This is a genomic window from Actibacterium atlanticum, from assembly GCF_000671395.1.
In the GTDB taxonomy this organism is placed as follows: domain Bacteria; phylum Pseudomonadota; class Alphaproteobacteria; order Rhodobacterales; family Rhodobacteraceae; genus Actibacterium_D; species Actibacterium_D atlanticum.
Window position 1 is genome coordinate 18,780 of sequence record NZ_AQQY01000001.1, and the last position, 24,406, is coordinate 43,185.

22 protein-coding genes are annotated in these 24,406 nt (G+C 60.2%); 10 read left to right on the forward strand and 12 right to left on the reverse strand.

The window, feature by feature from the left end; all coding sequences use genetic code 11:
- Positions 1-29: 29 nt before the first annotated feature.
- The 6 genes from ATO10_RS00085 to recN all read left to right on the forward strand — a co-directional run bounded on the left by ATO10_RS00085 (position 30) and on the right by recN (position 7,832).
- Complete coding sequence (locus ATO10_RS00085; RefSeq protein ID WP_035246546.1) at positions 30-917, forward strand: cell division protein FtsQ/DivIB; 888 nt, start codon at positions 30-32, stop codon at positions 915-917.
- Complete coding sequence (gene ftsA, locus ATO10_RS00090) at positions 914-2,248, forward strand: cell division protein FtsA (RefSeq protein ID WP_035246548.1); 1,335 nt, start codon at positions 914-916, stop codon at positions 2,246-2,248. Before ATO10_RS00085 ends, ftsA begins: the two co-directional genes overlap by 4 nt.
- Before the next feature lie 183 nt (positions 2,249-2,431).
- A complete protein-coding gene (gene ftsZ / locus ATO10_RS00095) occupies positions 2,432-4,066 on the forward strand; it encodes a cell division protein FtsZ (protein WP_035246550.1) in 1,635 nt (544 codons plus the stop codon).
- Between the two features lie 227 nt (positions 4,067-4,293).
- Positions 4,294-5,214: a UDP-3-O-acyl-N-acetylglucosamine deacetylase gene (lpxC, locus tag ATO10_RS00100; protein WP_035246552.1), complete on the forward strand. Its 921-nt coding sequence runs from the start codon at positions 4,294-4,296 to the stop codon at positions 5,212-5,214.
- 117 nt (positions 5,215-5,331) lie between these two features.
- Positions 5,332-6,174, forward strand: coding sequence for an outer membrane protein assembly factor BamD (locus ATO10_RS00105; protein WP_035248153.1), 843 nt, complete (start codon positions 5,332-5,334; stop codon positions 6,172-6,174).
- A gap of 8 nt (positions 6,175-6,182) precedes the next feature.
- Positions 6,183-7,832 (forward strand): DNA repair protein RecN, encoded by a 1,650-nt coding sequence (recN, locus tag ATO10_RS00110; RefSeq protein ID WP_035246553.1) that lies wholly within the window; start codon positions 6,183-6,185, stop codon positions 7,830-7,832.
- On the opposite strand, the gene ATO10_RS00115 is transcribed toward recN, so the two are convergent.
- A complete protein-coding gene (locus ATO10_RS00115) occupies positions 7,829-9,202 on the reverse strand; it encodes an FAD-binding oxidoreductase (RefSeq protein ID WP_035246556.1) in 1,374 nt (457 codons plus the stop codon). The genes recN and ATO10_RS00115 overlap by 4 nt on opposite strands.
- Positions 9,203-9,234: 32 nt before the next feature.
- Between ATO10_RS00115 and ATO10_RS00120 the strand changes: the two genes are divergently transcribed.
- A complete protein-coding gene (locus tag ATO10_RS00120) occupies positions 9,235-10,959 on the forward strand; it encodes a chloride channel protein (protein ID WP_081806376.1) in 1,725 nt (574 codons plus the stop codon).
- A gap of 1 nt (position 10,960) precedes the next feature.
- Here ATO10_RS00120 and ATO10_RS00125 read toward each other — a convergent pair whose 3' ends face one another.
- From ATO10_RS00125 to cobS, 6 genes are all read right to left on the reverse strand, one after another.
- Positions 10,961-11,305, reverse strand: a complete 345-nt coding sequence (locus tag ATO10_RS00125; protein ID WP_035246560.1) for a DUF427 domain-containing protein — start codon at positions 11,303-11,305, stop codon at positions 10,961-10,963.
- 89 nt (positions 11,306-11,394) lie between these two features.
- Positions 11,395-13,194: an aminopeptidase P family protein gene (locus tag ATO10_RS00130; RefSeq protein ID WP_035246562.1), complete on the reverse strand. Its 1,800-nt coding sequence runs from the start codon at positions 13,192-13,194 to the stop codon at positions 11,395-11,397.
- The gene (gene cobT, locus ATO10_RS00135; protein WP_035246565.1) at positions 13,194-15,068 is read right to left on the reverse strand and encodes a cobaltochelatase subunit CobT; all 1,875 of its coding nucleotides are present in this window, start codon (positions 15,066-15,068) and stop codon (positions 13,194-13,196) included. Before cobT ends, ATO10_RS00130 begins: the two co-directional genes overlap by 1 nt.
- A gap of 75 nt (positions 15,069-15,143) precedes the next feature.
- The gene (locus ATO10_RS16320) at positions 15,144-15,554 is read right to left on the reverse strand and encodes a hypothetical protein (RefSeq protein WP_155886661.1); all 411 of its coding nucleotides are present in this window, start codon (positions 15,552-15,554) and stop codon (positions 15,144-15,146) included.
- 76 nt (positions 15,555-15,630) lie between these two features.
- Complete coding sequence (locus tag ATO10_RS00145; RefSeq protein ID WP_035246570.1) at positions 15,631-16,050, reverse strand: hypothetical protein; 420 nt, start codon at positions 16,048-16,050, stop codon at positions 15,631-15,633.
- A gap of 199 nt (positions 16,051-16,249) precedes the next feature.
- Positions 16,250-17,236: a cobaltochelatase subunit CobS gene (gene cobS / locus ATO10_RS00150; protein WP_035246573.1), complete on the reverse strand. Its 987-nt coding sequence runs from the start codon at positions 17,234-17,236 to the stop codon at positions 16,250-16,252.
- 191 nt (positions 17,237-17,427) lie between these two features.
- On the opposite strand from cobS, the gene msrB reads away from it, so the two are divergent.
- Entirely contained in the window at positions 17,428-17,895 is a 468-nt protein-coding gene (msrB, locus tag ATO10_RS00155; protein WP_035246575.1) for a peptide-methionine (R)-S-oxide reductase MsrB, read from the forward strand.
- Positions 17,896-17,929: 34 nt separating this feature from the next.
- On the opposite strand, the gene ATO10_RS00160 is transcribed toward msrB, so the two are convergent.
- From ATO10_RS00160 to gatB, 4 genes are all read right to left on the reverse strand, one after another.
- Positions 17,930-19,159, reverse strand: coding sequence for a GSCFA domain-containing protein (locus ATO10_RS00160; protein ID WP_051597855.1), 1,230 nt, complete (start codon positions 19,157-19,159; stop codon positions 17,930-17,932).
- A gap of 113 nt (positions 19,160-19,272) precedes the next feature.
- Positions 19,273-19,905: a DnaJ domain-containing protein gene (locus tag ATO10_RS00165; protein WP_035246578.1), complete on the reverse strand. Its 633-nt coding sequence runs from the start codon at positions 19,903-19,905 to the stop codon at positions 19,273-19,275.
- 111 nt (positions 19,906-20,016) lie between these two features.
- Entirely contained in the window at positions 20,017-20,487 is a 471-nt protein-coding gene (locus ATO10_RS15790; protein ID WP_081806407.1) for a DUF4177 domain-containing protein, read from the reverse strand.
- 89 nt (positions 20,488-20,576) lie between these two features.
- The gene (gene gatB, locus ATO10_RS00175; RefSeq protein ID WP_035246581.1) at positions 20,577-22,091 is read right to left on the reverse strand and encodes an Asp-tRNA(Asn)/Glu-tRNA(Gln) amidotransferase subunit GatB; all 1,515 of its coding nucleotides are present in this window, start codon (positions 22,089-22,091) and stop codon (positions 20,577-20,579) included.
- Positions 22,092-22,260: 169 nt separating this feature from the next.
- Between gatB and ATO10_RS00180 the strand changes: the two genes are divergently transcribed.
- The gene (locus tag ATO10_RS00180; protein WP_035246583.1) at positions 22,261-22,857 is read left to right on the forward strand and encodes a transglycosylase SLT domain-containing protein; all 597 of its coding nucleotides are present in this window, start codon (positions 22,261-22,263) and stop codon (positions 22,855-22,857) included.
- 22 nt (positions 22,858-22,879) lie between these two features.
- Positions 22,880-23,458: an NAD(P)H-dependent oxidoreductase gene (locus tag ATO10_RS00185; protein ID WP_035246585.1), complete on the forward strand. Its 579-nt coding sequence runs from the start codon at positions 22,880-22,882 to the stop codon at positions 23,456-23,458.
- On the opposite strand, the gene ATO10_RS00190 is transcribed toward ATO10_RS00185, so the two are convergent.
- Positions 23,455-24,333 carry a 1-acyl-sn-glycerol-3-phosphate acyltransferase gene (locus ATO10_RS00190; protein ID WP_155886662.1) on the reverse strand — a complete coding sequence of 293 codons (879 nt, stop codon included), beginning with the start codon at positions 24,331-24,333 and terminating at the stop codon, positions 23,455-23,457. The genes ATO10_RS00185 and ATO10_RS00190 overlap by 4 nt on opposite strands.
- Positions 24,334-24,406: the final 73 nt, after the last annotated feature.

Consider the following 24,406-nt stretch of genomic DNA (forward strand, 5'->3'; position numbering starts at 1 on the left):
GGGCCGGGCATTGCGCCGGTTTTGGGCCTATGGCGGATGTAAGCGCGCCCAACGCGCCGCGTCGCGATCCTGCGCCCACGCGGATGGCCTATCGGATGAACCGGCTGTGGCTGACGCCGCTGTTTCGGGCGTTTTTGCGTGTTGGTCTGCCGGCGTTTACCATCCTGTTTTGTGCCGGTGTCTTTTTGTCAGATGAAACCCGGCGCGAGGAGCTGATGCTTCAGGTTTCTGATCTGCGTCGCGCGGTGGAAGAACGCCCCGAATTCATGGTCCGCCTGATGTCCATTCAGGGGGCGTCGACGGAAATTGATCAAGACATCCGCGAAGTTCTGCCGCTGGATTTTCCGGTGACCTCTTTTGATCTGGATCTTGAGCAGATGCGCCAGACCGTGGCCGGGCTGGATGCTGTGGCCAAGGCCGAATTGCGCATTCGTCCCGGCGGTATTCTTGAAATTGAGATCACCGAGCGCGTGCCCGCCATCGTGTGGCGCGGTCGGGATGGGCTTGAGCTTCTGGATGCGGATGGGCACCGGGTCGCGCCGCTGGATCACCGGGCCAACCGGGCCGATTTGCCATTGATTGCCGGGGATGGCGCTGATGCGCAGGTGCCCGAGGCGCTGCAAATACTGGCCGCCGCCCGCCCGCTGACCCCGCGGTTGCGCGGCTTGGTCCGTGTGGGCGAACGGCGCTGGGATGTGGTGCTGGACCGCGAACAACGGATCATGCTGCCCGAACAGGGCGCCGTGGCTGCACTTGAGCGTGTGATCGCGCTTAATCAGGCCGAAGATATGCTGGAACGCGACCTGATGGTCGTTGATATGCGAAACGCTGACCGCCCGACCCTGCGCCTTGCGCCCGGGGCCGTGTCCGAGATGCAGCGAATAAGAACAATCGAGTCAGGAGCGCTTAACCAATGATTGATCTGTACCAATCCCAACGGGCGATGCGCCGCATGCGTAAGGCGGCAATGGATCGCGGTGTGGTGGCCATTCTGGACATTGGCAGTTCGAAAATCGCCTGTCTGGTGCTGCGCTTTGATGGGCCGGATCGCTTTGGTGAAAACGATGGGATCGGGTCACTGGCGGGGCAGTCCAGCTTTCGGGTGATTGGCGCGGCAACCACGCGTTCACGCGGGGTGCAGTTTGGCGAGATCGACGCCATGCAGGAAACCGAGCGCGCCATTCGCACCGCAGTGCAGGCGGCGCAAAAGATGGCCAACCTGCGGGTCGATCATGTGATCGCCTGTCTGGCCGGGGCGCAGCCGCGTTCTTATGGGCTGGATGGCTCTGTTGAGCTGTCGGATAGTGTCGTGACCGAAGAGGATGTGGCGCGCAGCCTTGCGGCCTGTGATGTGCCCGATTTCGGCGAGGGCCGCGAGGTTCTGCACGCCCAACCGGTGAATTTTGCGCTGGATCATCGCTCGGGCCTGGGCGATCCGCGCGGGCAGATCGGCAACCGTTTGGCCTGCGATATGCACCTGCTGACGGTCGACACCCACGTGGTGCAGAACCTGATTTACTGCATCAAACGCTGCGATCTGGAACTGGCCGGTCTGGCCAGCTCGGCCTATGTGTCGGGCGTTTCCAGCCTTGTGGAAGACGAACAGGAGCTGGGCTCCGCCTGTATTGATCTGGGCGGCGGAACCACCGGCCTGTCGATCTTTATGAAGAAACACATGATTTATGCTGACAGCGTGCGTCTGGGCGGCAATCATGTGACCTCGGATATTTCTAAGGGGCTGCAGGTGCCGCTGAGCACCGCCGAGCGCATCAAAACCTTTTATGGCGGCGTGGTCGCGACCGGCATGGACGACCGCGAGATGATCGAGATCGGCGGCGACAGTGGCGATTACGAACATGACCGGCGCTCCGTCAGCCGGACCGAGCTGATCGGGATCATGCGTCCGCGCGTCGAGGAAATCCTTGAAGATGTCCGCGCCCGGCTTGAGGCCGCAGGGTTTGACCACCTGCCCAGCCAGCAGATCGTTCTGACGGGCGGGGGCAGCCAAATTCCGGGTCTTGATGGTCTGGCCAGCCGCATTCTGGGGCAACAGGTGCGCCTGGGACGTCCGCTGCGCGTTCAGGGCCTGCCGCAGGCGGCGACGGGGCCGGCGTTTTCGTCTTCTGTTGGGTTGTGCCTGTTTGCGGCCCATCCCCAAGACGAATGTTGGGACTTTGACATTCCCGCTGAACGTTATCCTGCGCGCTCTTTGAAGCGCGCGATGCGATGGTTCCGCGACAACTGGTAACCCCCAAATCCAGTGTCATTGGCGAAATGCCGCTGATATTAGGCGCTAATTCCCCATATTTTGTGGGGATTAGTCGTTTTTTTGATGACGATCTGTGACGATCTCGCTAGAATCACCTGCAATAAGGGTAGTGCCGCGCGCGTTTCATCGTGTGACAGGCGTATAAAAACAGGCGGACTTAAGATGACACTGAACCTTTCCATGCCGGGTAGCACCGAGGAATTGAAGCCGCGGATCACCGTGTTCGGTGTGGGTGGTGCAGGCGGAAACGCTGTTAACAACATGATCGAGAAAGAGCTGGAAGGCGTGGAGTTCGTAACCGCGAACACCGATGCGCAGGCTCTGCAGCAGAACTCTTCGGCAGCCAAGATCCAGATGGGCGTGAAAGTCACCGAAGGTCTGGGCGCAGGCGCGCGTCCTTCGGTTGGCGCAGCCGCAGCGGAAGAAACGATTGAGGAAATCGTTGATCATCTGGCGGGCGCCCACATGTGCTTTATCACTGCTGGCATGGGTGGCGGCACCGGCACCGGCGCAGCCCCGATCATCGCGCAAGCCGCGCGTGAGTTGGGCGTTCTGACCGTCGGCGTTGTGACCAAACCCTTCCAGTTTGAAGGCGCCAAGCGGATGCGTCAGGCTGAAGAGGGTGTTGAGGCCCTGCAAAAGGTCGTCGACACGCTGATCATCATCCCGAACCAGAACCTGTTCCGTCTGGCCAACGAAAAAACAACGTTCACCGAAGCGTTCAGCATGGCCGATGACGTGCTGTATCAAGGTGTGAAGGGCGTGACCGACCTGATGGTGCGCCCCGGTCTGATCAACCTGGACTTCGCCGATGTGCGCGCAGTGATGGACGAGATGGGCAAAGCCATGATGGGCACCGGCGAGGCCACGGGCGAAGATCGCGCCGTTCAGGCCGCCGAGAAAGCCATCGCCAACCCGCTGCTGGATGAAATCAGCCTGCGCGGTGCGCGCGGTGTGCTGATCAACATCACGGGCGGCTATGATCTGACCCTGTTTGAACTGGACGAGGCCGCCAACCGCATTCGCGAGGAAGTGGACAGCGAGGCCAACATCATTGTCGGCTCGACCTTGGACACCTCGATGGACGGCACCATGCGCGTTTCGGTCGTGGCCACGGGTATCGACGCTTCGGAAACGGTTGCTGAAACACCGGTTCCGCGCCGCCGTCTGGCCGAGCCGCTGCAAACCGCAGCACCTGAAGCCGCGCCTGCGCCCGCCGCAGAAGTGCCCGCGCCAGCCGCGCCGCAAGCCGCTGCACCCGCAGCCCAAGAGCCTTCGTTGTTCCCCGGCTTTGACAGTCAAACCGCCGAAGAGCAGGCCGAAGACATCTTTGCGCAGGACGAAGAAACCGGCGATCTGCCGCCTCCGGCCTATCAGCCGCAAGCTGCCGCCGCGCCGGCTGCTTATGCGATGCCCGAAGAGCCGCAAGAGGAAGTCTTTGTTGCGCCCAAGCCGCGTGCGCCGGGCACCCCATCGCCCGAGGCACTGGCCCGTTTGCAGGCCGCCGTTTCGAAAGCACCGCGTGAGGGAGCCCCTGTGCCACGTCCGGCTGCCGCTGCGCCTGCACCGGTTGCCGCGCCCGTACCTGAGGCAGCTGCCGAACCCGCCGACAAAGCGCGCTTTGGCATTGGGTCGTTGATTAACCGCATGGCCGGTCACGGCGGTGAAGCCCCTGCGCGCAGCGAGCCGCAGGCACGTCCTCAGCCGCCGGTTCAGGGTTACACCGAAGACCCCGAGCTGGATGCCGAACAAGAGCGGATTGAGATTCCCGCCTTCCTGCGCCGTCAGGCAAACTAAATTCTGCACTGCAACATGTGCAAGAAAGGGCCGGGTTTCCCGGCCCTTTTTCTGTTTTAAAACAGGGCATTAACCGCATGTCATAAAACTGTTGGCAAGAATCTGCCGACGTGTTCAGGCCTATGTTTCAGCCGGTTACAAAGATTGAGTTGAGTTGCCAGCCCCGACTGCGTAGGTCGTGAGTGCCGGGATCGGGGGATGCCCGGAACGTAACAATTGGGTGCATATTGCAAACCACGCTGAAAACTTCTGCTGTCTTTTCCGGGGCCGGTCTTCATTCCGGCAAGCCGTCGCATATGACAGTGCTGCCCGCTTCTGCTGAATACGGAATTTGGTTTTGTCGGACCGATGTGACCGGGGTTGACCCGTTGATCCCGGCCCGCTGGGACGCTGCTGAACAGGTTCCGCTTTGCACCCGTCTGGTGAATGACGCCGGGGTGTCGATCTCGACCGTGGAGCATATCATGGCCGCCCTTGCAGGCTGTGGCATTCAGAACGCCTTGATCGAGGTGGACGGCCCTGAGGTTCCGATCCTCGATGGCTCTTCTGCCCAGTTTGTCGAAGCCTTTATCAAATGCGGTTTCCAGCGGCAGGATGCACCCAACCGGGTGATCCGCGTGCTGCGCGAGGTCGAAGTGCGCCGTGGCGATGCCGTGGCCCGTCTGTCGCCTGCTGACACCCTTGAAATCGACTTTCACATTGACTTCGCCGACGCGGCCATCGGCCAGCAAGACAAGAGCCTGAGCATGGCCAACGGCACGTTCGTGCGTGAACTGTGCGACAGCCGTACTTTTTGCCGCCAGGCAGATGTTGAATACATGCATGCCAATGGTCTGGCCCTTGGCGGCAATGTCGAAAACGCAGTTGTCGTTGATGGCGACAAGGTTCTAAGCCCGGGTGGCTTGCGTCACAGCGACGAAGCGGTGCGTCACAAGATGCTCGATGCGTTGGGTGATCTGGCACTGGCTGGCGCTCCGATTTTGGGCCGTTACAGCGGTCATCGGGCCGGGCACTCGCTGACCAACGAATTGCTGCGCGCCCTGTTTGCGCAACCCGATGCCTACCGCATGGAAATCTGCGATGCCGACACCGCCCGGGTGCTGCCCGGCGTGGGTGTCAAACCAGCAGACCTGCGGGCCGTCGCCTAAGTGATGTAAAATCCGGCGCAAAGACGTTTTGCACCGGATTTTTCTGTGCTAGGAGAACGGGGACGGACGGCGCCTTGAACGCGCCGCGTGAAAGCAGACAGTGGGGTTATGCGGTTCATGGGCAAGATCAGAGCACGCGCAACTTGGGCCAGTGCGACTTCGCTGGTGCTGTTTTTGGCGGCTTGCGGTGGCGGCAATCGCGAAATCCCGATTGAGGCTTACTCGGCTCAGGAAATCTTTGAAAAGGGCGAGTTCGAACTTGGCCAGGGCAAGCGCAGTGCCGACGAAGCGGCGCAGTTGTTTGCCGAGGTTGAACGCCTTTACCCCTATTCCGAATGGGCCAAACGCGCGCTGATCATGCAGGCTTATGCGCTGTACGAAGCGCAAGAATACGAAGCCTCTCGCCTGTCGGCGCAGCGCTACATCGACTTCTATCCGGCAGATGAAGACGCGGCCTATGCTCAATACCTGCTTGCGTTGACCTATTACGACCAGATTGATCTGGTGGGACGTGATCAGGGGCTGACCTTTCAGGCACTGCAATCGTTGCGCACTCTGGTCGAGATTTACCCGGACAGTGAATACACCCAATCCGCGATCCTGAAGTTCGATCTGGCTTTCAACCATCTCGCCGCCAAAGAGATGGAGATCGGTCGCTATTATCTGAAGCGCAATCACCACACCGCTGCCATCAACCGTTTCCGTGTGGTCGTCGAAGATTTCCAGACGACCTCTCACACAGCTGAAGCGCTTTATCGTTTGATGGAGGCCTATCTGTCCTTGGGCCTAACGGCCGAAGCCCAGACCGCCGGTGCGATCCTTGGGTATAACTTCCAGTCGTCTGAATGGTACGAGGACGCCTATGCCCTGTTGCAGGGCCAAGGGCTGGAGCCTGATCCCGTTTCCACCGGTTGGTTGCGCAAGATTTATCGCCAGATGCTCAAGGGCGAGTGGCTCTGAGGCGATCTGTGCTGTGTCATCTCGAAATCCGTGACCTGCTGATCATTGATCATCTTGTGCTGGAGTTTCAGCCCGGGTTGAACGTGCTGACCGGTGAAACCGGGGCGGGCAAATCCATATTGCTGGACGCGTTGGGTTTTGTTTTGGGCTGGCGAGGCCGGGCCGAACTGGTGCGCGCGGGTGCCGATCAGGGCGAGGTGATCGCCGAGTTTGCCCTGTCAGATGGCCATCCGGCTTTGGCGGTGCTGGACGACGCCGGATTGCCCGTTGATGACACTCTGATCCTGCGCCGTATCAACAAGGCCGATGGCCGCAAGACCGCATGGGTTAACGACCGCCGGGTGTCGGGCGAGGTGCTGCGCAATCTGTCAGAGTGCTTGTTAGAGTTGCACGGCCAGCATGATGATCGCGGGCTGTTGGATGCGCGTGGGCACCGGGCTTTGTTGGATGCTTTCGGCGGGTTCGCGCCGTATCTGGATGCAACACGCGACGCATGGCGGGGGCTGTCACAGGCCCAAAAGGCTCTGGATGCGGCTTTGGCGGCATTGGCCACTGCGCGCGAAGAAGAAGATTTCCTGCGCCACGCCATGGGCGAGTTGGATGCGCTGGATCCGCAACCGGGCGAAGACGCAGAGCTGGACGCGCGCCGCCGCATGATGCAGGGCGCCGAACGCATCCGAGAAGACATCAGCCGCGCCTTTGGCGCCATGGGTGGCGATGGGGCTGAGGGCCGCTTGAGCGATGCGCTGCGTTGGTTGGAAGGCGCAACAGACGGGGCCGAAGGCCAGCTGGACAGCGCCATCGACGCGCTTGGCCGCGCCTTGGCGGAACTGGGCGAGGCCCAGCAAGGTGTGGAAACCTGCCTGCAGGCGCTGGACTTCAACCCGGCCGAACTGGAACATCTGGAAGAACGTCTGTTCGCGATCCGGGGGCTGGCGCGCAAACACGGGGTGCAGCCGGATGATCTGGGCACGCTGGCGATTGAAATGCGTGGCAAGCTTGATGCGCTGGATGCGGGCGAAGGCGACATCGCGGCGCTGGAATTGGCCGTCAAAGAGGCGCGCGCCGCGTATCAACGCACCGCCGATGATCTGTCTGGCCGCCGGGCAGAGGCCGCTGCGCGACTGGATCAGGCTATGGCCACGGAACTGGCCCCGCTGAAAATGGAACGTGCGGTGTTCACCACCGAGATCACCAGCGTCGCACCGGGACCCGACGGCCAAGACGCCGTCAGCTTTACCGTCGCCACGAACCCGGGGGCGCCGGCCGGGCCGCTGAACAAGATCGCCTCGGGCGGAGAGCTGTCGCGGTTCTTACTGGCGCTCAAGGTTTGTTTGCGCGGCGAAGATGGCTCGAAAACCCTGATTTTCGACGAGATCGACCGCGGTGTCGGTGGGGCCACCGCCGATGCGGTCGGGCGCCGCCTGAAAGCGCTGGCCGAAGGCGGGCAGGTGTTGGTGGTGACCCACTCGCCACAGGTGGCGGCGCAGGGCGCGCATCACTGGCAGGTGGCGAAAACGGTGGTGGATGGCATGACCCTGTCGCGGGTTGTGCCCCTGACCGCAGACGACCGCACCGACGAGATCGCCCGGATGCTGTCGGGCGATACAATCACACCCGAAGCGCGCGCGGCGGCGCAATCCTTGTTGGCAGGCTAATTGCCGGGCACCAGCTTGCCGGGGTTCAGGATGTTATGCGGGTCCAGCGCCTGTTTGATCTGACCCATCGCATCCCAGCCATCGCCATGTTCGGCGCGCATGTATTTGCGCTTGCCCAGGCCCACACCGTGTTCCCCCGTCACAGTGCCCCCCATCGCCAGCGCGCGTTCTGCCATGCGGCCGGACAGATTAAGCGCTTCGTCCATTTCCGCGCGGTTGCCCGGTTCCACCAAAAGCAGCGCATGGAAATTACCGTCGCCCACATGACCGATGATCGGGCCACGCAGGGTTGAGGCCGCGATGTCGGCGCGGGTTTCTTCGACCGCGTCGGCAAGGCGCGAAATCGGCACGCACATGTCGGTCACAACCCCGTCTGCGCCGGGGCGCAAGGCCAATACCGACCAATAGGCGCGGTGGCGGGCCTCCCACAGGGCATTGCGTTCTTCAGGGCGCGAGGACCATTTGAAACCTTCACCGCCGAAATCTGCCGCGATTTCGCCAAACCGTTCGGCCTGTTCGGCCACGCCACTGTCTGAGCCGTGAAATTCCACCATCAGATGCGGCTGCAGAGGCATGTTCAGTGTTGATTGCGCGTTGACGGCCTCCACGCAGTCTTCGTCCAGAAACTCGATCCGGGCCATCGGAATGCCCATCTGGATCGTCGCCATCACGCACTCAACCGCGTTTCGGATCGTGTCGAAACCGCAGATCGCGGCGCTGATGGCTTCGGGTTGGCCATGCAAGCGCAGGGTTAGCTCGGTCATCAGGCCCAAGGTGCCCTCGGAGCCGACAAGCAGCCCGGTCAGGTCATACCCGGCCGAGGATTTGCGCGCCCGCGTTCCGGTGCGGATGATGCGGCCATCCGCCAGCACGGTTTGCGTGCCCAAAACGTTGTCGCGCATGGTGCCATAGCGCACGGCGGTTGTCCCCGAAGCCCGCGTGGCCGCCATGCCGCCCAAAGAAGCGTTCGCGCCGGGATCGACAGGAAAGAACAGCCCCGTGGCGCGCAACTCGGTGTTCAGATCTTCACGGGTGACGCCGGGCTGTACGCGTACATCCATGTCTTCGGCATTGACCTCCAGAACTTTGTTCATACGCCCGAAATCCACCGCGATTCCGCCTTGTGTTGCCATGGCCTGCGCTTCCAGCGATGTGCCCGCGCCATAGCCCACAACTGGACAGCGTTCAGATGCACAAATCTGCACAATCTTTGCCACTTCCTGCGTCGTTTCGGGATAGGCGACCCCATCTGGCGGGCAGGGGGTGAAATGGGCTTCACTTTGCCCGTGAGCTTCCAGATCGGGCTTGGAGCGTGTGAAACGATCGCCTAAGAGGGAAGAGAGGGCTTCTAGAGCCTGAGGGATCGGCATTTTTGTCTCCGGCTTGTTCGTTCAGGCAGGGTATGTCAGCCGAGCCTTGGGTAAAAGGGCCGAAAGTTGCGGAGGGGGCGTTGCCCGAATTTCTGAAAGGCCAGATCGCATCGGCGCGCGCAGAGTTGGCGCGCGTCTGGGCGGTGCTTTTGCGCCAGGGTCCAAGCGAGTTTCAATTCTGGGTAATTGCGCTGGCCATTGGCGTTGCGGCGGGGTTTGCGACCCTGGGCTTTCGTCTGGCGATTACAGCATTGCAGACCTGGCTTTACGGGGTCGAAGACCCCCGCCTGCTGCACAGTTTTGCCGAGACCTTGCCGTGGTACTATGTGCTGTTGATCCCGATCTGCGGGGGGCTGGTCGTGGGCTTGATCCTGAACAGGTTCACCGATGACGGGCGGGTTCGGTCTGTGGCAGATGTGATCGAAGGCGCCGCGCTGCATGATGGACGCGTTGAGCGCAAAGCCGGGTTGGCCTCGGCGGCGGCCTCGCTGATTACGTTGTCGTCGGGTGGCTCTACGGGCCGCGAGGGGCCGGTGGTCCACATGGCTGCGCTGATTTCCAGCTGGGTGTCGGCGCGGATCAACGCCAGCGGCGTTACCGGGCGTGAGCTGCTGGGCTGTGCTGCTGCTGCGGCCGTGTCGGCTTCGTTTAACGCACCCATTGCCGGGGCCTTGTTCGCGATGGAGGTGGTGTTGCGCCATTTCGCCGTGCATGCGTTTGCGCCGATCGTCATTGCCTCGGTCGCGGGCACGGTGGTCAGCCGCATCAAGTTTGGCGATGTGACCGAATTTTCCTTGCCGGTGGAAAACACCCTTGCCGTTTACTTTGAACTGCCCGCTTTCCTGCTGCTGGGCATCGTTTGCGGCCTTGTGGCGGTGGCCTTCATGAAGGCGATCTTTTTTGCGGATGACATGGGCAATGCGATCCAATCTGCTCTGCGCTTGCCACGCTGGCTGCGCCCGGCTGTGGCGGGGGGGATGCTGGGCGCCCTGGCCATCGGGTTTCCGCATATCATCGGGGTGGGCTATGAAACGACCTCGGCCGCGTTGACGGGTAATCTGATCTTTAAGGAAGCGATGGTTTTTGCGGTGCTTAAGGCCGTGGCTGTGTCGATTACCGTTGCCGGGCGCATGGGGGGCGGGGTGTTTTCGCCGGCACTGATGCTGGGCGCGCTGACCGGGTTGGCATTTGGCTATGTCGCCGTGGCAATCTATCCGGCGGTAGAGGGCGAACAGACGCTCTATGCGCTTGCCGGGATGGGCGCCGTGGCGGCGGCGGTGCTGGGGGCGCCGATATCGACCACGCTGATTGTGTTCGAACTGACCGGCGATTGGCAGACCGGGCTGGCGGTTATGGTGGCGGTTTCTATGTCGTCGGCGTTGGCGTCACGGCTGGTGGATCGCTCTTTCTTTTTGACCCTGCTGGAACGGGGCGGCAAACATGTGGCCGCCGGGCCGCAGGCATACCTGCTGTCGCTTTACACGGCGCAGGTGGTGATGCGCGGCAAGGATAGCCCCGGTGCGGCCTCGATTGAGGCCTGTCAGGCGTTAATGGAGGCCGGGATGATGGTTGGCCCCGAAACCACGTTGGAACACGCCCTACCGATTTTTGAGGATACCGGGCATGGTTTCCTGCCCGTGGTCATGCAGGGCAAAGACGGCAAAGAGCCGGCCCTTCTGGGCGCGCTGTTTCATGTGGATGCGCTAAGCGCGTACAACAGGGCTTTGGCGGCGACCGCCGCCGAAGAGCATTCCTGAATTACAGCTGCTCGACCGCGACTTTGCCAGACTGATAGAAGGCGATGTGGTCTTTGATACGTTCCATTCCGGCCTTCGGGTTCTCATAGGACCATGCCGCATCAGGAATGGTTTCGCTTTTGGTCTCGATCGAGAAGTAGCTCGCTTCGCCCTTGTGCGGGCAGGTGGTGCGGCTGTCAGACGATTCAAGAAACGGCATCGCGATATCGGCACGCGGGAAATAAATCACGGCAGGCAGGTCACCTTCGGACAGCTCAATGGCGTTCTCGGACTCTCCCAGAACCGCGCCGCCTGCGCGTACCACCCACTTGCCTTCCGCTTTACGAACTGTGATCTGATTGCCCATATCGTCTCTCCTGATTCATCGCGGTGTACTGTGCAGAGGGTTCATGACAGCTTGGTGTCAGAAAATCCAGAGCTCAGAAGGTCGCATAGTTAGATCGGGGCGCAGGCGCCCAAAAGCCATGCACGGGCGGCCTCGGATACACGCGGAGAGATGTGTTCCAGAACCTTCTGGTGATAAGCATTCAGCCAGTCCCGTTCGTCATTGCTAAGCATCCCGACATCAATCAAGCGCCGGTCTATTGGCACGAAGGTGAGCGTGCGGAAAGACAGCATATCGCGCTTGTCGATGCCCTCGTCGGCGGGCTGCACAACGATCAGGTTTTCAATGCGGATGCCAAAGGCACCTTCGCGGTAATAGCCGGGCTCGTTTGACAGGATCATCCCTTCGCGCAACGCTACGTTGCTTATGCGCGACAGGCGCTGGGGGCCTTCGTGGACGCTCAGATAGGCCCCCACGCCATGGCCGGTGCCATGGTCATAGTCGCGCCCAGTGGCCCAAAGCGGCGCGCGGGCCAGCGCATCCAGGTCACGCCCTGCGGCGCCGCGCGGCCATTGTGCCCGTGAAATGGCAATCATGCCGCGCAACACCAGCGTGAAACATTCCTTTTCCTCAGCCCCAACGTCGCCGACAGCGATGGTGCGGGTGATGTCTGTGGTGCCGTCCAGATACTGGCCACCGCTGTCGATCAACAACAGATCACCGGGTTGGATGGTACGGTTGGTGTCGCGGGTCACGCGGTAATGGACGATGGCGCCGTTGGGGCCGGTACCCGCGATGGTTTCAAAGCTGATATCGCGCAGACGTTTGGTGGCGGCGCGGGCTGATTCCAGCTCGGTGACCACGTCGATTTCGGTCAACGGGGTGTGGGGCAGGGTCGCCTCGAGCCAGCACAGAAATTCAACCACCGCCGCGCCGTCGCGCAGATGGGCCTCAATGCTGCCGGCGATTTCTGCACTGCTCTTGCAGGCTTTGGGCAGAATGCAGGGATCTTGGCCCCAATCCATCTCGACACCGGCCTCGTTCAGCTGTCCGGTCACCCAGATCGGAGCACTGGTGCGATCAACCCGGACCACGCCTGTCAGGCTGCGCAGCCCCGGCCCAAAGGCGTTCGGGGGGCGCAGGGTGATGTCTGGCCCCAGATGGGCACGCAGCTCATCATCCATCTTGTCAGGGTCTGCGAAAAGGGTCAGATGGCCATTGTCATGCAGCACAGAAAAACAATGCGGCACCGGGTTGCGGGTGATGTCACTGCCGCGCACATTCAGCAGCCAAGCAATGGAATCGGGCAGGGTGATCACCGCCGCCGAGTGCCCCGCCGCGCGCAGGTCGGCCGCGATACGGGCGCGTTTGGCATCGTGATCCTCGCCCGCCAGTGTTTCGGGGTAGGGGGTGATCGGTCCCATTGGTGGGGCAGGTTGATCGGCCCAGATCGCGTCAACAAGGTTGGCGGTTTGCGAGAGGGTAATGGCGCTACCCTCAAGGCCTTTCAACAACTGATCAATCTGATCGAACGTGTGCAGCATCGGGTCAAACCCCACCGCGCCGCCTTCGGGCAACACCTCGCGCAGCCAATCGGCCAGCTTGGTCTCGGGCCACGGCACGGGGGCGAAATGATCCAGATCGACCTGATCTTTGACCTGCACGCGGTAGCGCCCATCGATGAACACGCCCGCATCCTGCAGGGTGATTGCCGCAAACCCGGCCGAGCCGGTGAACCCGGTCAGCCACGACAGACGTTCATCATGTGCGGCAACATATTCGCCCTGATGCGCATCGGCGCGCGGCACCAGAAACCCAGCCAAACCTTCCTGCGCCATCGCTGCGCGCAACTGCGCCAAACGCGGGGGGCCGTTTTCGGGGCGGGTGGGGGTGTCGAACCCTTGCAGCATCAACCGGCCTTCTTGATGCCCATCACGCGGGCGCGGGCGCGGGGATCGGAATCAAACAGGCTGGCCAGTTGTTCCGTCATCGCCCCGGCAAGCTGTTCCACATCGGTGATCGTCACGGCCCGGTCGTAATAGCGGGTCACATCATGGCCGATCCCAATCGCCAACAGTTCCACCTGTTTGCGTTTCTCGACCATGGCGATCACGTCGCGCAGGTGCTTTTCCAGGTAATTGGCCGGATTCACCGAAAGGGTGCTGTCATCCACCGGCGCCCCATCCGAGATCACCATCAAGATCTTGCGGGCCTCGGGGCGGGCAATCACCCGACGGTGCGCCCATTCCAGCGCCTCGCCGTCGATGTTTTCCTTCAGCAGGCCCTCTTTCATCATCAGACCCAGATTGTCTCGGGTACGGCGCATCGGCGCGTCAGCGTGCTTATAGATGATGTGGCGCAGATCGTTCAGGCGGCCCGGCTGTTGCGCGCGCCCTGCAGCCAGCCATTTCTCACGGTTCTGCCCGCCCTTCCAGGCGCGCGTGGTAAAGCCCAGAACCTCGACCTTCACCTGGCAGCGTTCCAGCGTGCGGGCCAGAACATCGGCGCAGATGGCGGCAATCGAAATCGGCCGCCCGCGCATCGACCCCGAGTTATCCAGCAGCAGCGTCACAACCGTGTCGCGGAACTCGGTGTCTTTTTCCACCTTGAAAGACAGGGGGGTGGTGGGGTTGGCGACCACGCGGGCCAGACGCCCGGCGTCCAGAATGCCTTCCTCCAGGTCGAACTCCCAACTCCGGTTTTGTTGGGCCTGCAGGCGGCGCTGCAGTTTGTTGGCCAGCCTGCTGACAGCGCCTTTCAGCGGTTCAAGCTGCTGGTCCAGATAAGCGCGCAGTCGTTCCAGCTCGGCCGGTTCAGCCAGATCTTCGGCAGAGACTTCTTCGTCGAACTCGGTGCTGAAGACCTCGTAATCGGGATCGGCTTCAGAATGCGGCGGTGGAGGCGGCGGCTCCAGAGGGGCGTCGCTGTCGGGCATTTCTGCCTCGTCCGACATATCCATATCCGCCAGATCATCCATCGAAACCTGCGCTTCGGCGGCGTCCATCGTCTGGTCTTGTTCTTGCTGAGGCGCGGCGTCGTTGTCTTCAGAGCTGTCATCGTCATCGCCCGTGCTTTCGGGCTGATCCTGCTCTTCTTCCTGCTGTTCGGACTCGTCGTCCATGTCTTCGTCAGGCGTGTCCGGGTCTTCGCCCAACTGGTCGCCATAGCCCAGATCGGTGATGATCTGACGCGCAAATTTGGCGAAGCTCTCCTGATCGGTAAGAACGCTGTCCAGATTCTCAAGCGTGCCCCCGGCCTGCTCTTCAATAAAGCCGCGCCACAGGTCCATGACGTTGTCGGCACCTTCGGGCAGGTCGCGCCCCGTGGCCATCTGGCGGATCATATACCCGGCGGCGACTGACAGGGGGGCGTCCGCGCTGGAAGTGATCTGCGAATAGCCTTTACGGTTGGCCTCGGCCCCGATCATCGCGTCGATGTTGCCTGCTGTGCCCGGCATGACGCGCGCGCCCATCGCCTCGCAGCGGGCGGTTTCCATGGCGGAATACAGGTCCTGCGCCATCTGGCCCTGCGGCATGTATTTCTGGTGCGTCGGTTCATCGTGAAAGCGCAGCCGCATGGCATAGGCATCGGCTGTGCCGCGTGCCAGCAACACTTCTTCGCGCGTCATACGGCGGCTGACCTGCGGCAAACGCACGGAATCGCCGGTCATCCCCGGCGGATCCACCGAGTAGCTGACACCCAGCTCGGGGTCGTCCGCAAGCACGCGGGTTGCCTCGGACAGCGCCTTTTTGAAAGGATCGGCTGGGTTTTCGGTTTTCGACATGGCTGAGTCCGCGGGTGACTGAATTCTACCCGGCTAATCTAGGGACTTTGGCGGCAAATGGCCATGCGAAACGCGCTATGCGCCCAGCAGTATTCCCTGACATTGGGACAGCCGCATCTGTGCGGCCTGCTGGGCCCGTTCCTTGGCGCGGGGGTCGGTCGAAAACGTGGCACGCTGCATCAGCACCGCATGGGCCATCTTGGCCTCAATTTGCCACACCAGAGCCTGCCTGCCGGGCAGCCCATAAGCGCGGGCATCGGGCATCAGGGCCGAGATGATGTCATCAAACATCGCTTTGTGTTGTGCTGTCTGCTCCGAGGCGGGGCCGTCAAACATGCGTTGGTGTTCTTCAAGCGCCGAGAGACGTCCGGCGCAGGTGGCAAAAAGCTGCACCCGTGCGGACGGGGAATGTGGGAGAGACACTGCCGGAGCCGTCAGTCCGACCAGAGCAATGAATCCCACGATTAGTGTTCTTAAACTGCTCATAAAGTAAACTTTACGGCAATTTTATTGAATATCAATTAATCAGTTTGTTAACGGTTCGTTACCTTGCGGCACTTAGTTACCTTGCGGCACTTAGCAGCAGAGATTGGCAGGCGTCGATGCGTTGGGTTATCGCATCCTCTGCCCGGCGCACCCGACCGGGATCGACGCTGTAATAGGTGTCGGCCAGTAGCGCGGCGATCTCGGACCACCCGGACGAACGCCATTGAACGTGTTGCGTCGGCGGAACGCCTTGGGCCCATGCGGCGGGCAGGGTGGCATCCAGCATCAGGTCGAAATCAGCCCGAACCTGTTCGGTTTGCCGCTGATCAGGGTTTTTAAGCGCGCGCTGGTTTGTGGCAAGGGCGGACAAGCGCCCTTCACATGTTGCAAATACCTCTGCCCGTTCAAATGCAGTGCTGGGCAAGGCAGTCGCGGCCGAGGCGGTCAGAACCGACAGCGCCACGCCGCGAAGGGTAAGGAACGCTGTAATCGTCATGTAACAAGTTTACGACAGGCTCTGCGTCAGTCAAGACTGTATATACAATTAATAGACAAGTAATATCTTTAGGATGTGCATTTGTGAGGGCAGTGAAAAACACAAGGTGCTCAGGCGTTTAGACTGTGCGGTTGATAGTTTCCCAAAAGAAAACGGCCCGCGCGAAACGCAGGCCGTTAAAGTTTGATTTAAACTGATGTTAGCCAAGGCTCATGGATGCAGCGCTTTCGGGCAGTTCTTCGTCAAAGCAGCGCTGATAGAACTCGGCCACGGTCTGGCGTTCCAGCTCGTCGCATTTGTTCAGGAAACTCAGGCGAAACGCATAGCCGACATCGCGGAAGATCGCGGCGTTTTGTGCCCAGGTGATCACTGAACGCGGGCTCATCACCGTCGACAGATCACCGTTCATGAACGCCGTCCGGGTCAGGTCGGCCACGGTGACCATCTGGCTGACGGTCTGGCGGCCTTCGGCGGTGTTGTAATGCGGGGCTTTGGACAGCACGATCATGGTTTCGGCGTCATGGCTCAGATAGTTCAGCGTAGCCACCAAAGACCAGCGGTCCATCTGGGCTTGGTTGATCTGCTGTACACCGTGATACAGACCGGTGGTGTCGCCCAAACCCACGGTGTTGGCCGTGGCGAACAGACGGAAATAGGGGTGCGGGGTGATGACTTCGTTCTGGTCCAGCAACGTCAGTTTGCCGTCGCTTTCCAGCACGCGCTGGATCACGAACATCACATCAGCGCGCCCAGCATCGTATTCATCAAACACGATGGCGCAGGGGTTGCGCAGAGCCCAAGGCAGGATGCCTTCCTGAAACTCGGTGACCTGTTTGCCATCACGCAGTTTGATTGCGTCTTTACCGATCAGGTCGATCCGGCTGATGTGGCTATCCAGGTTCACACGTACGGCAGGCCAGTTCAGACGCGCGGCGACCTGTTCGATGTGGGTCGATTTCCCGGTGCCGTGATAGCCTTGGATCATAACGCGGCGGTTATAGCCAAAACCAGCCAGAATCGCCAAAGTCGTGTCCGGGTCGAATTTATAGGTCGGGTCGATCTCAGGCACGCGATCGGTGCGCTCGGCGAAGCCTTTGACAATCATATCGGAATCAATGCCGAACACCTCGCGAACCGAGATTTCTTCGGTGGGTTTTGTGTTCACGTCCATGAATCCGTCAGCCATCGTCTTAATTCCTTCGCGCTTTAACGGGATTGTCTTGGAGCATTCCGCGCGGCGGTGCAAGGGGAAGCGGTGACCCAAGGCTGTGATTTTCGTTTCAGACAGATCACAGAATCCTCACCACGAAGTGACGAGTATTTCAGTGGCTGAACGACTAGATTGACAGCAAGTTGATTTGTCAGAAGGAGGAGATCATGAACCGTCGCGCTTTCATGTCGCAGGTTTCAGTGGCGTCTTTGCTGGCCACTGTCCCCGCAGTCGCAGGTGCCAAAGAGTTTGAAATCACCTATTCGGATGCCGAGTGGCGGGCCATGCTGACGCCGTTGCAGTACAAGGTTATGCGCAAAGAAGGCACTGAACGCGCAGGTTCTAGCCCATTGGACAAGAACTATGCCGAAGGCGTGTACCACTGTCGCGGCTGCGACCTGCCGCTCTATTCATCGCAAACCAAGTATGACAGCGGCACCGGTTGGCCCAGTTTCTGGAAGGCGATCAAGGGCAATGTCGACACCAAGCCAGATCGCAAGCTTTTGGTTGTGCGCACCGAATTGCACTGCCGTCGTTGCGGCAGCCATTTAGGGCATGTGTTCAATGATGGCCCCAAACCAACCGGCAAACGCCATTGTATCAACGGCGTCAGCCTGGTGTTCAAACCCGCCTAAGTCAGATTTTTAGCGAGTATGGGGGTGGCTCAGATTACTGAGCCGCCTCGGTTTCCCATTCGTCCAACAGGCGTTGCAACAACATGCGCGCTTCAGAGTTCAGCTCCTCTGACCCGCCCAATGCCTTTCGCTGCATGATCTTTTCAACCAGAGCCACATCCCGCTGTTTGCAGGCCTTGATCAGGGCACGCGGCAGACGACCCGCGGCTGCACTGGCCGATACCCAAGCGGTGATCAGCGAAGGCGCCGGGGCGTCATCATTGCGGCACCAACGATGTTCGAACTCCGTCATGATATAGGACAGAACCTGGGGTTCTATGTGCCGGCGGTCCTCGCGGTAGGGCAGGTGGAAGACATCTGTCACGATCTCATAGCTGGGCCAGTAGAACAGCGCGCCTTCGTCTTTATGAGCGCGCACAACCTCGTCAATGGCGACGCGCAGCACCGCCTTGGACACCGAGTTGGACGTCAGGCAGGAATTGTCGCGGAAGGTGGCAATCAGCGGGATCGGCGACAGGGTCATGATGATCTTGGCGTCGGGGCGATGCTTTCGGATCAGCTGATAGATCGCCTCGATATTGTCGCGGTTTTCTTCCGTGGTCGACACGCGGAACTTATGGCGCGACGGGTCATAGACCTCTTTGGGGATCGTACGCCAGAAAACACTGCCGGTGACTTCGTCATACCAAACTTCGGACAGGCCGAAGGTCAGAACGAAGACGTCGGTTTCATCGAAGATTTTCTTGGTTTGAAGCCGGATGGATTCATCATAGCCATAGCTTGTCGCGTCATAGCCGTGCCACAGATCCTGCTGGAAATCAGCGTTTTCCCAGGCCCATTCGAACTGTTGGCGGATCACAAAAGAGTTCACCATGCCTTCGCCCATAGACACCACATAGGCCTCTTTGGCGCTGTTGTCCTTGGTCAACACCCGGTAATTGCGCTTGCTGAGCCAATTCGAGATATTCGCCGCAAAGCAACTGCCAAACGCGGTTACCTGCGTGTCGCGCCCGATCGCGGGGGCATCAGGAAGCCAGCCTTTCAATACCTGATCGCGTACCGCAGTTTCAGGCATCATCTTTAGTTTGTCGGGCACATAATTGGTATGATCGCCGCGAAACCATGGACTCACATGGCTGGACTTGGATTTGTTGTCATCTTCCAGAATTTTCTGGGCGGTTTTTACTTGGGGCGCCGAAGAGCCGGTGGGTATTTCGGGAATATCCACATTGACCTCCTCCGCGCGCGGAATGAAAGTATCCATAGCTCTGCCTCAGGTTTCGAATGCTTTTTTGCATTCTTACATTGATTGCAGAGTGCCTGAACGCAGAATCTGCGTCAAGCTTTTGGAAAATAAAGCAGTTTACTTGGCGTTAATCAGCTAAAGCTGCGGCTTTCTTTGATCTGATCCCAAGCCCAGACGACCTCTTGCAGGCGGTCTTCGTCAGATCGGTTGCCACCGTTCATGTCCGGATGCAGATCTTTGACCAGTGATTTGTACTGTTTGCGGATCTCAGCCTTGGTCCAATGGTCCTTGGCTTCCAGAATATCCAGCGCCTTGCGTTCCGTCGGCGGCAGGCGGCGGGTCGTGCCGCCGGTTTCGGATCTGCCCGGATTACGTGTGGCGTTATCGCCCAGCACCTGGTGCGGGTCATCGACGCCCAGACGTGCCCAGGCGCGCTTTTCTTCTGACGAGCCAAAGGGTTTTGTCTCGCGTTCCCAGACGCGGTCCTTATCCATCTGGTCGTTCACTTCGTCTTCGGTCGAGCCGTTGAAGAAGTTCCATTTCAGATTGTACTCGCGCACGTGTTCTTTGCAGAACCACAGGAACTCATCCAGGTGATCGGGTGATTTGGGGGCGCGATATTTGCCGGCCTCTTCGCAACCCGGGTGTTCACAAACGCGGGTTGATGTTTCAAACGCCCCCGACATGCCGCGCTTGCCGCGAGACCGTTTTTTCTTGTCGGCAGACACCGACATATTGAAACCAAAGGGATCGCTTTTCGACATGATCAGACACCGTTTCGACTCGGACCACAGAGTTTATCGTTTTGGTCGCCGGAATGAAGGGGCAGTATTCAAAAAAACCGCTTACGTGGCAAAAATCTGCGAATGCCGTGCTCAGGAGGGCAGTTTCGCATTCTGCGCTGCTTCGCCATCCGCATTTGTTTCGGGCGCGGTCAACGTGGCTTCGGCCGCAGATTTGAAATCTTCCACCGAGTCGGGCGCCGTATGCTCAGGGTCTGGGTCGGCAGGTTTGGACTTTTTGCGCATGAAACCACCGCGCAGCGATGGGCCTGTATCTTCTTGCGTGTCGTCTGCGTCGGGTACCACTGGCGGGGCAAGACTTTCTTCTGTCACGGCGCGGCGAAAAACCAAAACATTCTGAAAGTTGGTCGTTTTCCCCGTTAGACCCGAACGCTCATCGCAGGGCAGGGTCTCGGCGCGTTGATACTCCCAGCCATCGGCTGCAAGCTCGTTCATGACATCTGCCAGCGCATGGGCAAACCGATCTTGAGTGCCGCGCAGGCCTTTGACCTTGGCCGGGCGCGACGGAGCCGGGATGACTTTATACTCGTAAAAGTTGGGCATCGGTTTTACCAAATCCATTTCAAAACCACAGCGCAGCCTAGCGCCGCACCGTGCGATTGCCAATCCCGTGCAGCCGCACTGACCTTGGGTCAGTCACCAAGTTTCTTGGCGACGATTTCGTTCACGGCTTTGGGGTTTGCCTTGCCGCCGGTGGCTTTCATCACCTGACCCACGAACCAGCCTGCAAGCTTGGGGTTCTGTTTGGCCTTTTCGACCTGAGCGGGGTTTTCTGCAATCACCTTATCCACCGCAGCCTCGATGGCGCCGGTGTCGGTAACCTGTTTCATGCCGCGCGCTTCAACGATCTGCGCCGGGTCGCCGCCTTCGGTATAGACGATTTCAAACAGGTCTTTGGCGATCTTGCCGCTGATGTCCCCTTTGGTGATCAGCGCAATGATCCCACCCAGTTGCTCGGGGCTGACGGGGCTTTCGGTGATGTCGTGGTCTTCTTTTTTCAAGCGGCCAAACAGTTCGTTGATCACCCAGTTGGCGGCCAGCTTGCCGTCACGGCCCTCGGCCACGGCCTCAAAATAGGCGGCGCTTTCGGCTTCGGCGGTCAGCACGCTGGCGTCATATTCCGACAGGCCGAAATCATTGACGAACCGCGCTTTTTTCTCGTCGGGCAGTTCGGGCAGGGTTTTGGCAATGTCATCGACCCAACCCTGTTCGATTTCCAGCGGCAGCAGGTCGGGGCAGGGGAAATAGCGGTAATCATGTGCTTCTTCCTTGGAGCGCATGGAACGCGTCTCGCCCTTATCGGGGTCATACAGGCGGGTTTCCTGCACGACCTCGCCACCGTCTTCCAAAAGCGCAATCTGGCGGCGGGCTTCATAGTCAATGGCCTGCTGGATGAACCGCATAGAGTTCATGTTCTTGATCTCGCAACGCGTGCCCAGATGATCGAAATCCTGGGTCTCCATGTATTTCTCATACTGGCCCGGACGACAGACCGACACGTTCACGTCGGCCCGCAGGTTGCCGTTTTGCATGTTGCCGTCACAGGTGCCCAGATAGCGGGTCAGCTGGCGGATTTTGGCGACATAGGCGGCGGCCTCTTCAGGGCCACGGATATCGGGGCGGCTGACGATTTCCATCAGCGCGACACCGGTTCGGTTCAGATCGACAAAGGACATATGTGGGTCCATGTCGTGGATCGACTTACCGGCGTCTTGTTCCAGGTGGATGCGTTCAATGCGGACCTTGCGGGCAATGCCCGGTTCCATGTCGACGATCACTTCACCTTCGCCCACGATGGGGTGATAAAGCTGCGAGATCTGATAGCCCTGCGGCAGGTCGGGGTAGAAATAGTTCTTGCGGTCAAAGGCCGAAAACAGGTTGATTTCGGCCTTGAGGCCCAGCCCGGTGCGCACGGCTTGTTCCACGCAGTACTCGTTGATTACGGGCAACATGCCGGGCATGGCGGCGTCCACGAAGGCCACGTTTGAATTGGGCTCGGCGCCAAACTGGGTCGATGCGCCCGAGAACAGTTTCGCGTTCGAGGCAACCTGAGCGTGGATCTCCATCCCGATCACCAGTTCCCAATCGTATTTGGCACCGGCGATGGTTTTCGGTTTGGGGCTTTCAAAGCTAAGGTGATCAAGCATGGTCGCATCCTGTGAACGGGTCGTTTTGCGTTCTAGGGCAGGGCGCGGGCGGGGGCAAGGCCAAGGCGGCGAGGCTTTGCCGAAATCATCGCGACGGGCCGGGCTGCTAGACGGAATCGCGGCGATTTGGCAGGGTTCGTGTGATGGTTAACGATTGATTGAGAACCCCATGCCGCGTTTTGCCCTTTCTGTTTTAGCGTTTGTTTTGCTTGCTGCCTGCGGGGGGGAGGCCGATGTCAGTCGCGATGCGCCACCCCCACCGGCGCAATTGCCCGAGCTGCGGTGGGATCATCGGCCCGAGGCTGATGACTGGACCCGCGCGGCATTGGCCGCACTGGACACGCATGGGCAGGTGTTGCCGCAGGTTGTGCCCAAAGACATCGACACCTACTGCGCGGCCTACCCAGCGGCATCGACAAAGGAACGTCAGGTGTTTTGGGCCGGGCTTTTGTCGGCGCTGGCCAAGCACGAAAGCACCTGGAATCCCTCTGCCGTTGGCGGTGGGGGCAAGTGGTTCGGTTTGGTCCAGATCGCCCCCGCCACGGCACGCGGCTATGGCTGCGAGGCCAAGTCGGGTGAGGCGTTGAAAGACGGCGAGGCCAACCTCAGCTGCGCCATTCGCATTCTGGCCCACACGGTGCCGCGCGACGGCGTCGTGTCTGAAGGCATGCGCGGGGTCGCGGCCGACTGGGGGCCGTTCCATTCCAGCCGCAAGCGTGCGGATATGCAGGAATGGATGCGCGCGCAGCCCTATTGCCAATCGTGAGCCGCGCCGCAATGGTGCGCGCATGCATGTTTTAATCGTTATTTCCCACCCCCGCCCGAACTCCTTTACCCACGCCTTGACCCAACGCTTTGCCGAGGGCGCGCAAGCCGCGGGCCACACGGTTGAATTCGCTGATCTGCACGCCGAAGGCTTTGATCCGCGCTGGCAGGCCGAGGATGAACCGCAATTCGAGGATGGCCCCTCACCCGACGACGTGCTGGCCGAACAGGCCCGCATTGAACGCTGCGATGCGCTGTGTCTGGCGTTCCCTCTGTATTGGTACGGGATGCCCGCCTTGCTGAAAGGCTGGGTTGACCGGGTGTTCACATGGAACTGGGCCTATGATCAGGTCGAAAATCCTGATGTGTCGTTGCTGCGCGACCGGATCGGGGTGATGCTGGTGCCTGCCGCAGCGAACACCGGCAAATGGACCCAAGACAGTCTGGGCACGGTGGCCCAACGCATCTGGGACGAAGGCTCCATGCGTTACTTTGGCTTCAAGGATCAGCGTATCCATGTGCTGGGCGGCGCCGAAGGGTCACCTGCCCGGCGTGAAGGGCTGTTGGCGCAGGCCTATGACGCAGGTCAGGCGCTAGGCTAAATCCCATCTACCAAAGACCGCGCCCATTTGGGGCGGCGGGTGTTGGCGACAAGGCTGACGGTGGGGGCGTATTCGCCGCCTAAGGCCAGCGTCTCTTTGCGCAGTACTTCGATGCTTTCATCCGATTTGACCGGCAGAGTCTTGGGATCAATCGGCGTGCCCACAGTGATGCGATAGGGCTGACTGCCTTTGTTCAGCGTTTCGTGGAACAGCGTGATGTCGCGTAGGGTTGGGTGGATCAGGTCAAACAGGTAAAACAGAACCGAGTTGCGGGCGCGGATGTTGATCGGGATCACCGGAAGGTCAAACTTGCGCGCGATCATCGCCGCCGAGGCCATCCACGGCCGTTCATGCAGTTTCAGACCGCGCCGTTTGGCCAAGCGGCCCGACGGAAAGATGATGCCCAGCCGACCCTGATCAATCGCGGAGCGGGTAAAGGCCATGGTCTCGCGGGTTTTACCGTGGCTGCGCTTGTCCTCGCGCCATTCCACAGGGGCGATCATCTGATCCATTTGCGGCAAAACGCGGTTGATGTCGCGGTTGGCATAAAAGAACAGATCGGGCCTGATCGCGCCCAGCTGGCTCCACAGCATAATCCCGTCGGCGATGCCTGTGGGGTGGTTGGCGACGATCAGCGCGGGGCCTGATCGCGGGATATTGCGCAGCCCCTCGGCCTCGACATCGCGGGCCAGAATGCGGGACATTTCCTCAAAGATTGCGGGCGCTGTATGGTGTTGGATTCGCTCGCCAATTGCGATGGTGCGTGGATAGCCCAACAGCGCGGTCAATGCCTTGCGCGAGACGTCACTGACGGGCGTGCCCTTGAATAACCAAGGCGCGCGTTCTTCGATCAAAGGGTCGATTCTTTCCTGCATGCGCTTTGTCACCACAATGCCATGACACCCATATGACATTGGAGCCAAAGCCAACCTTCGGGTCAAGAATGCC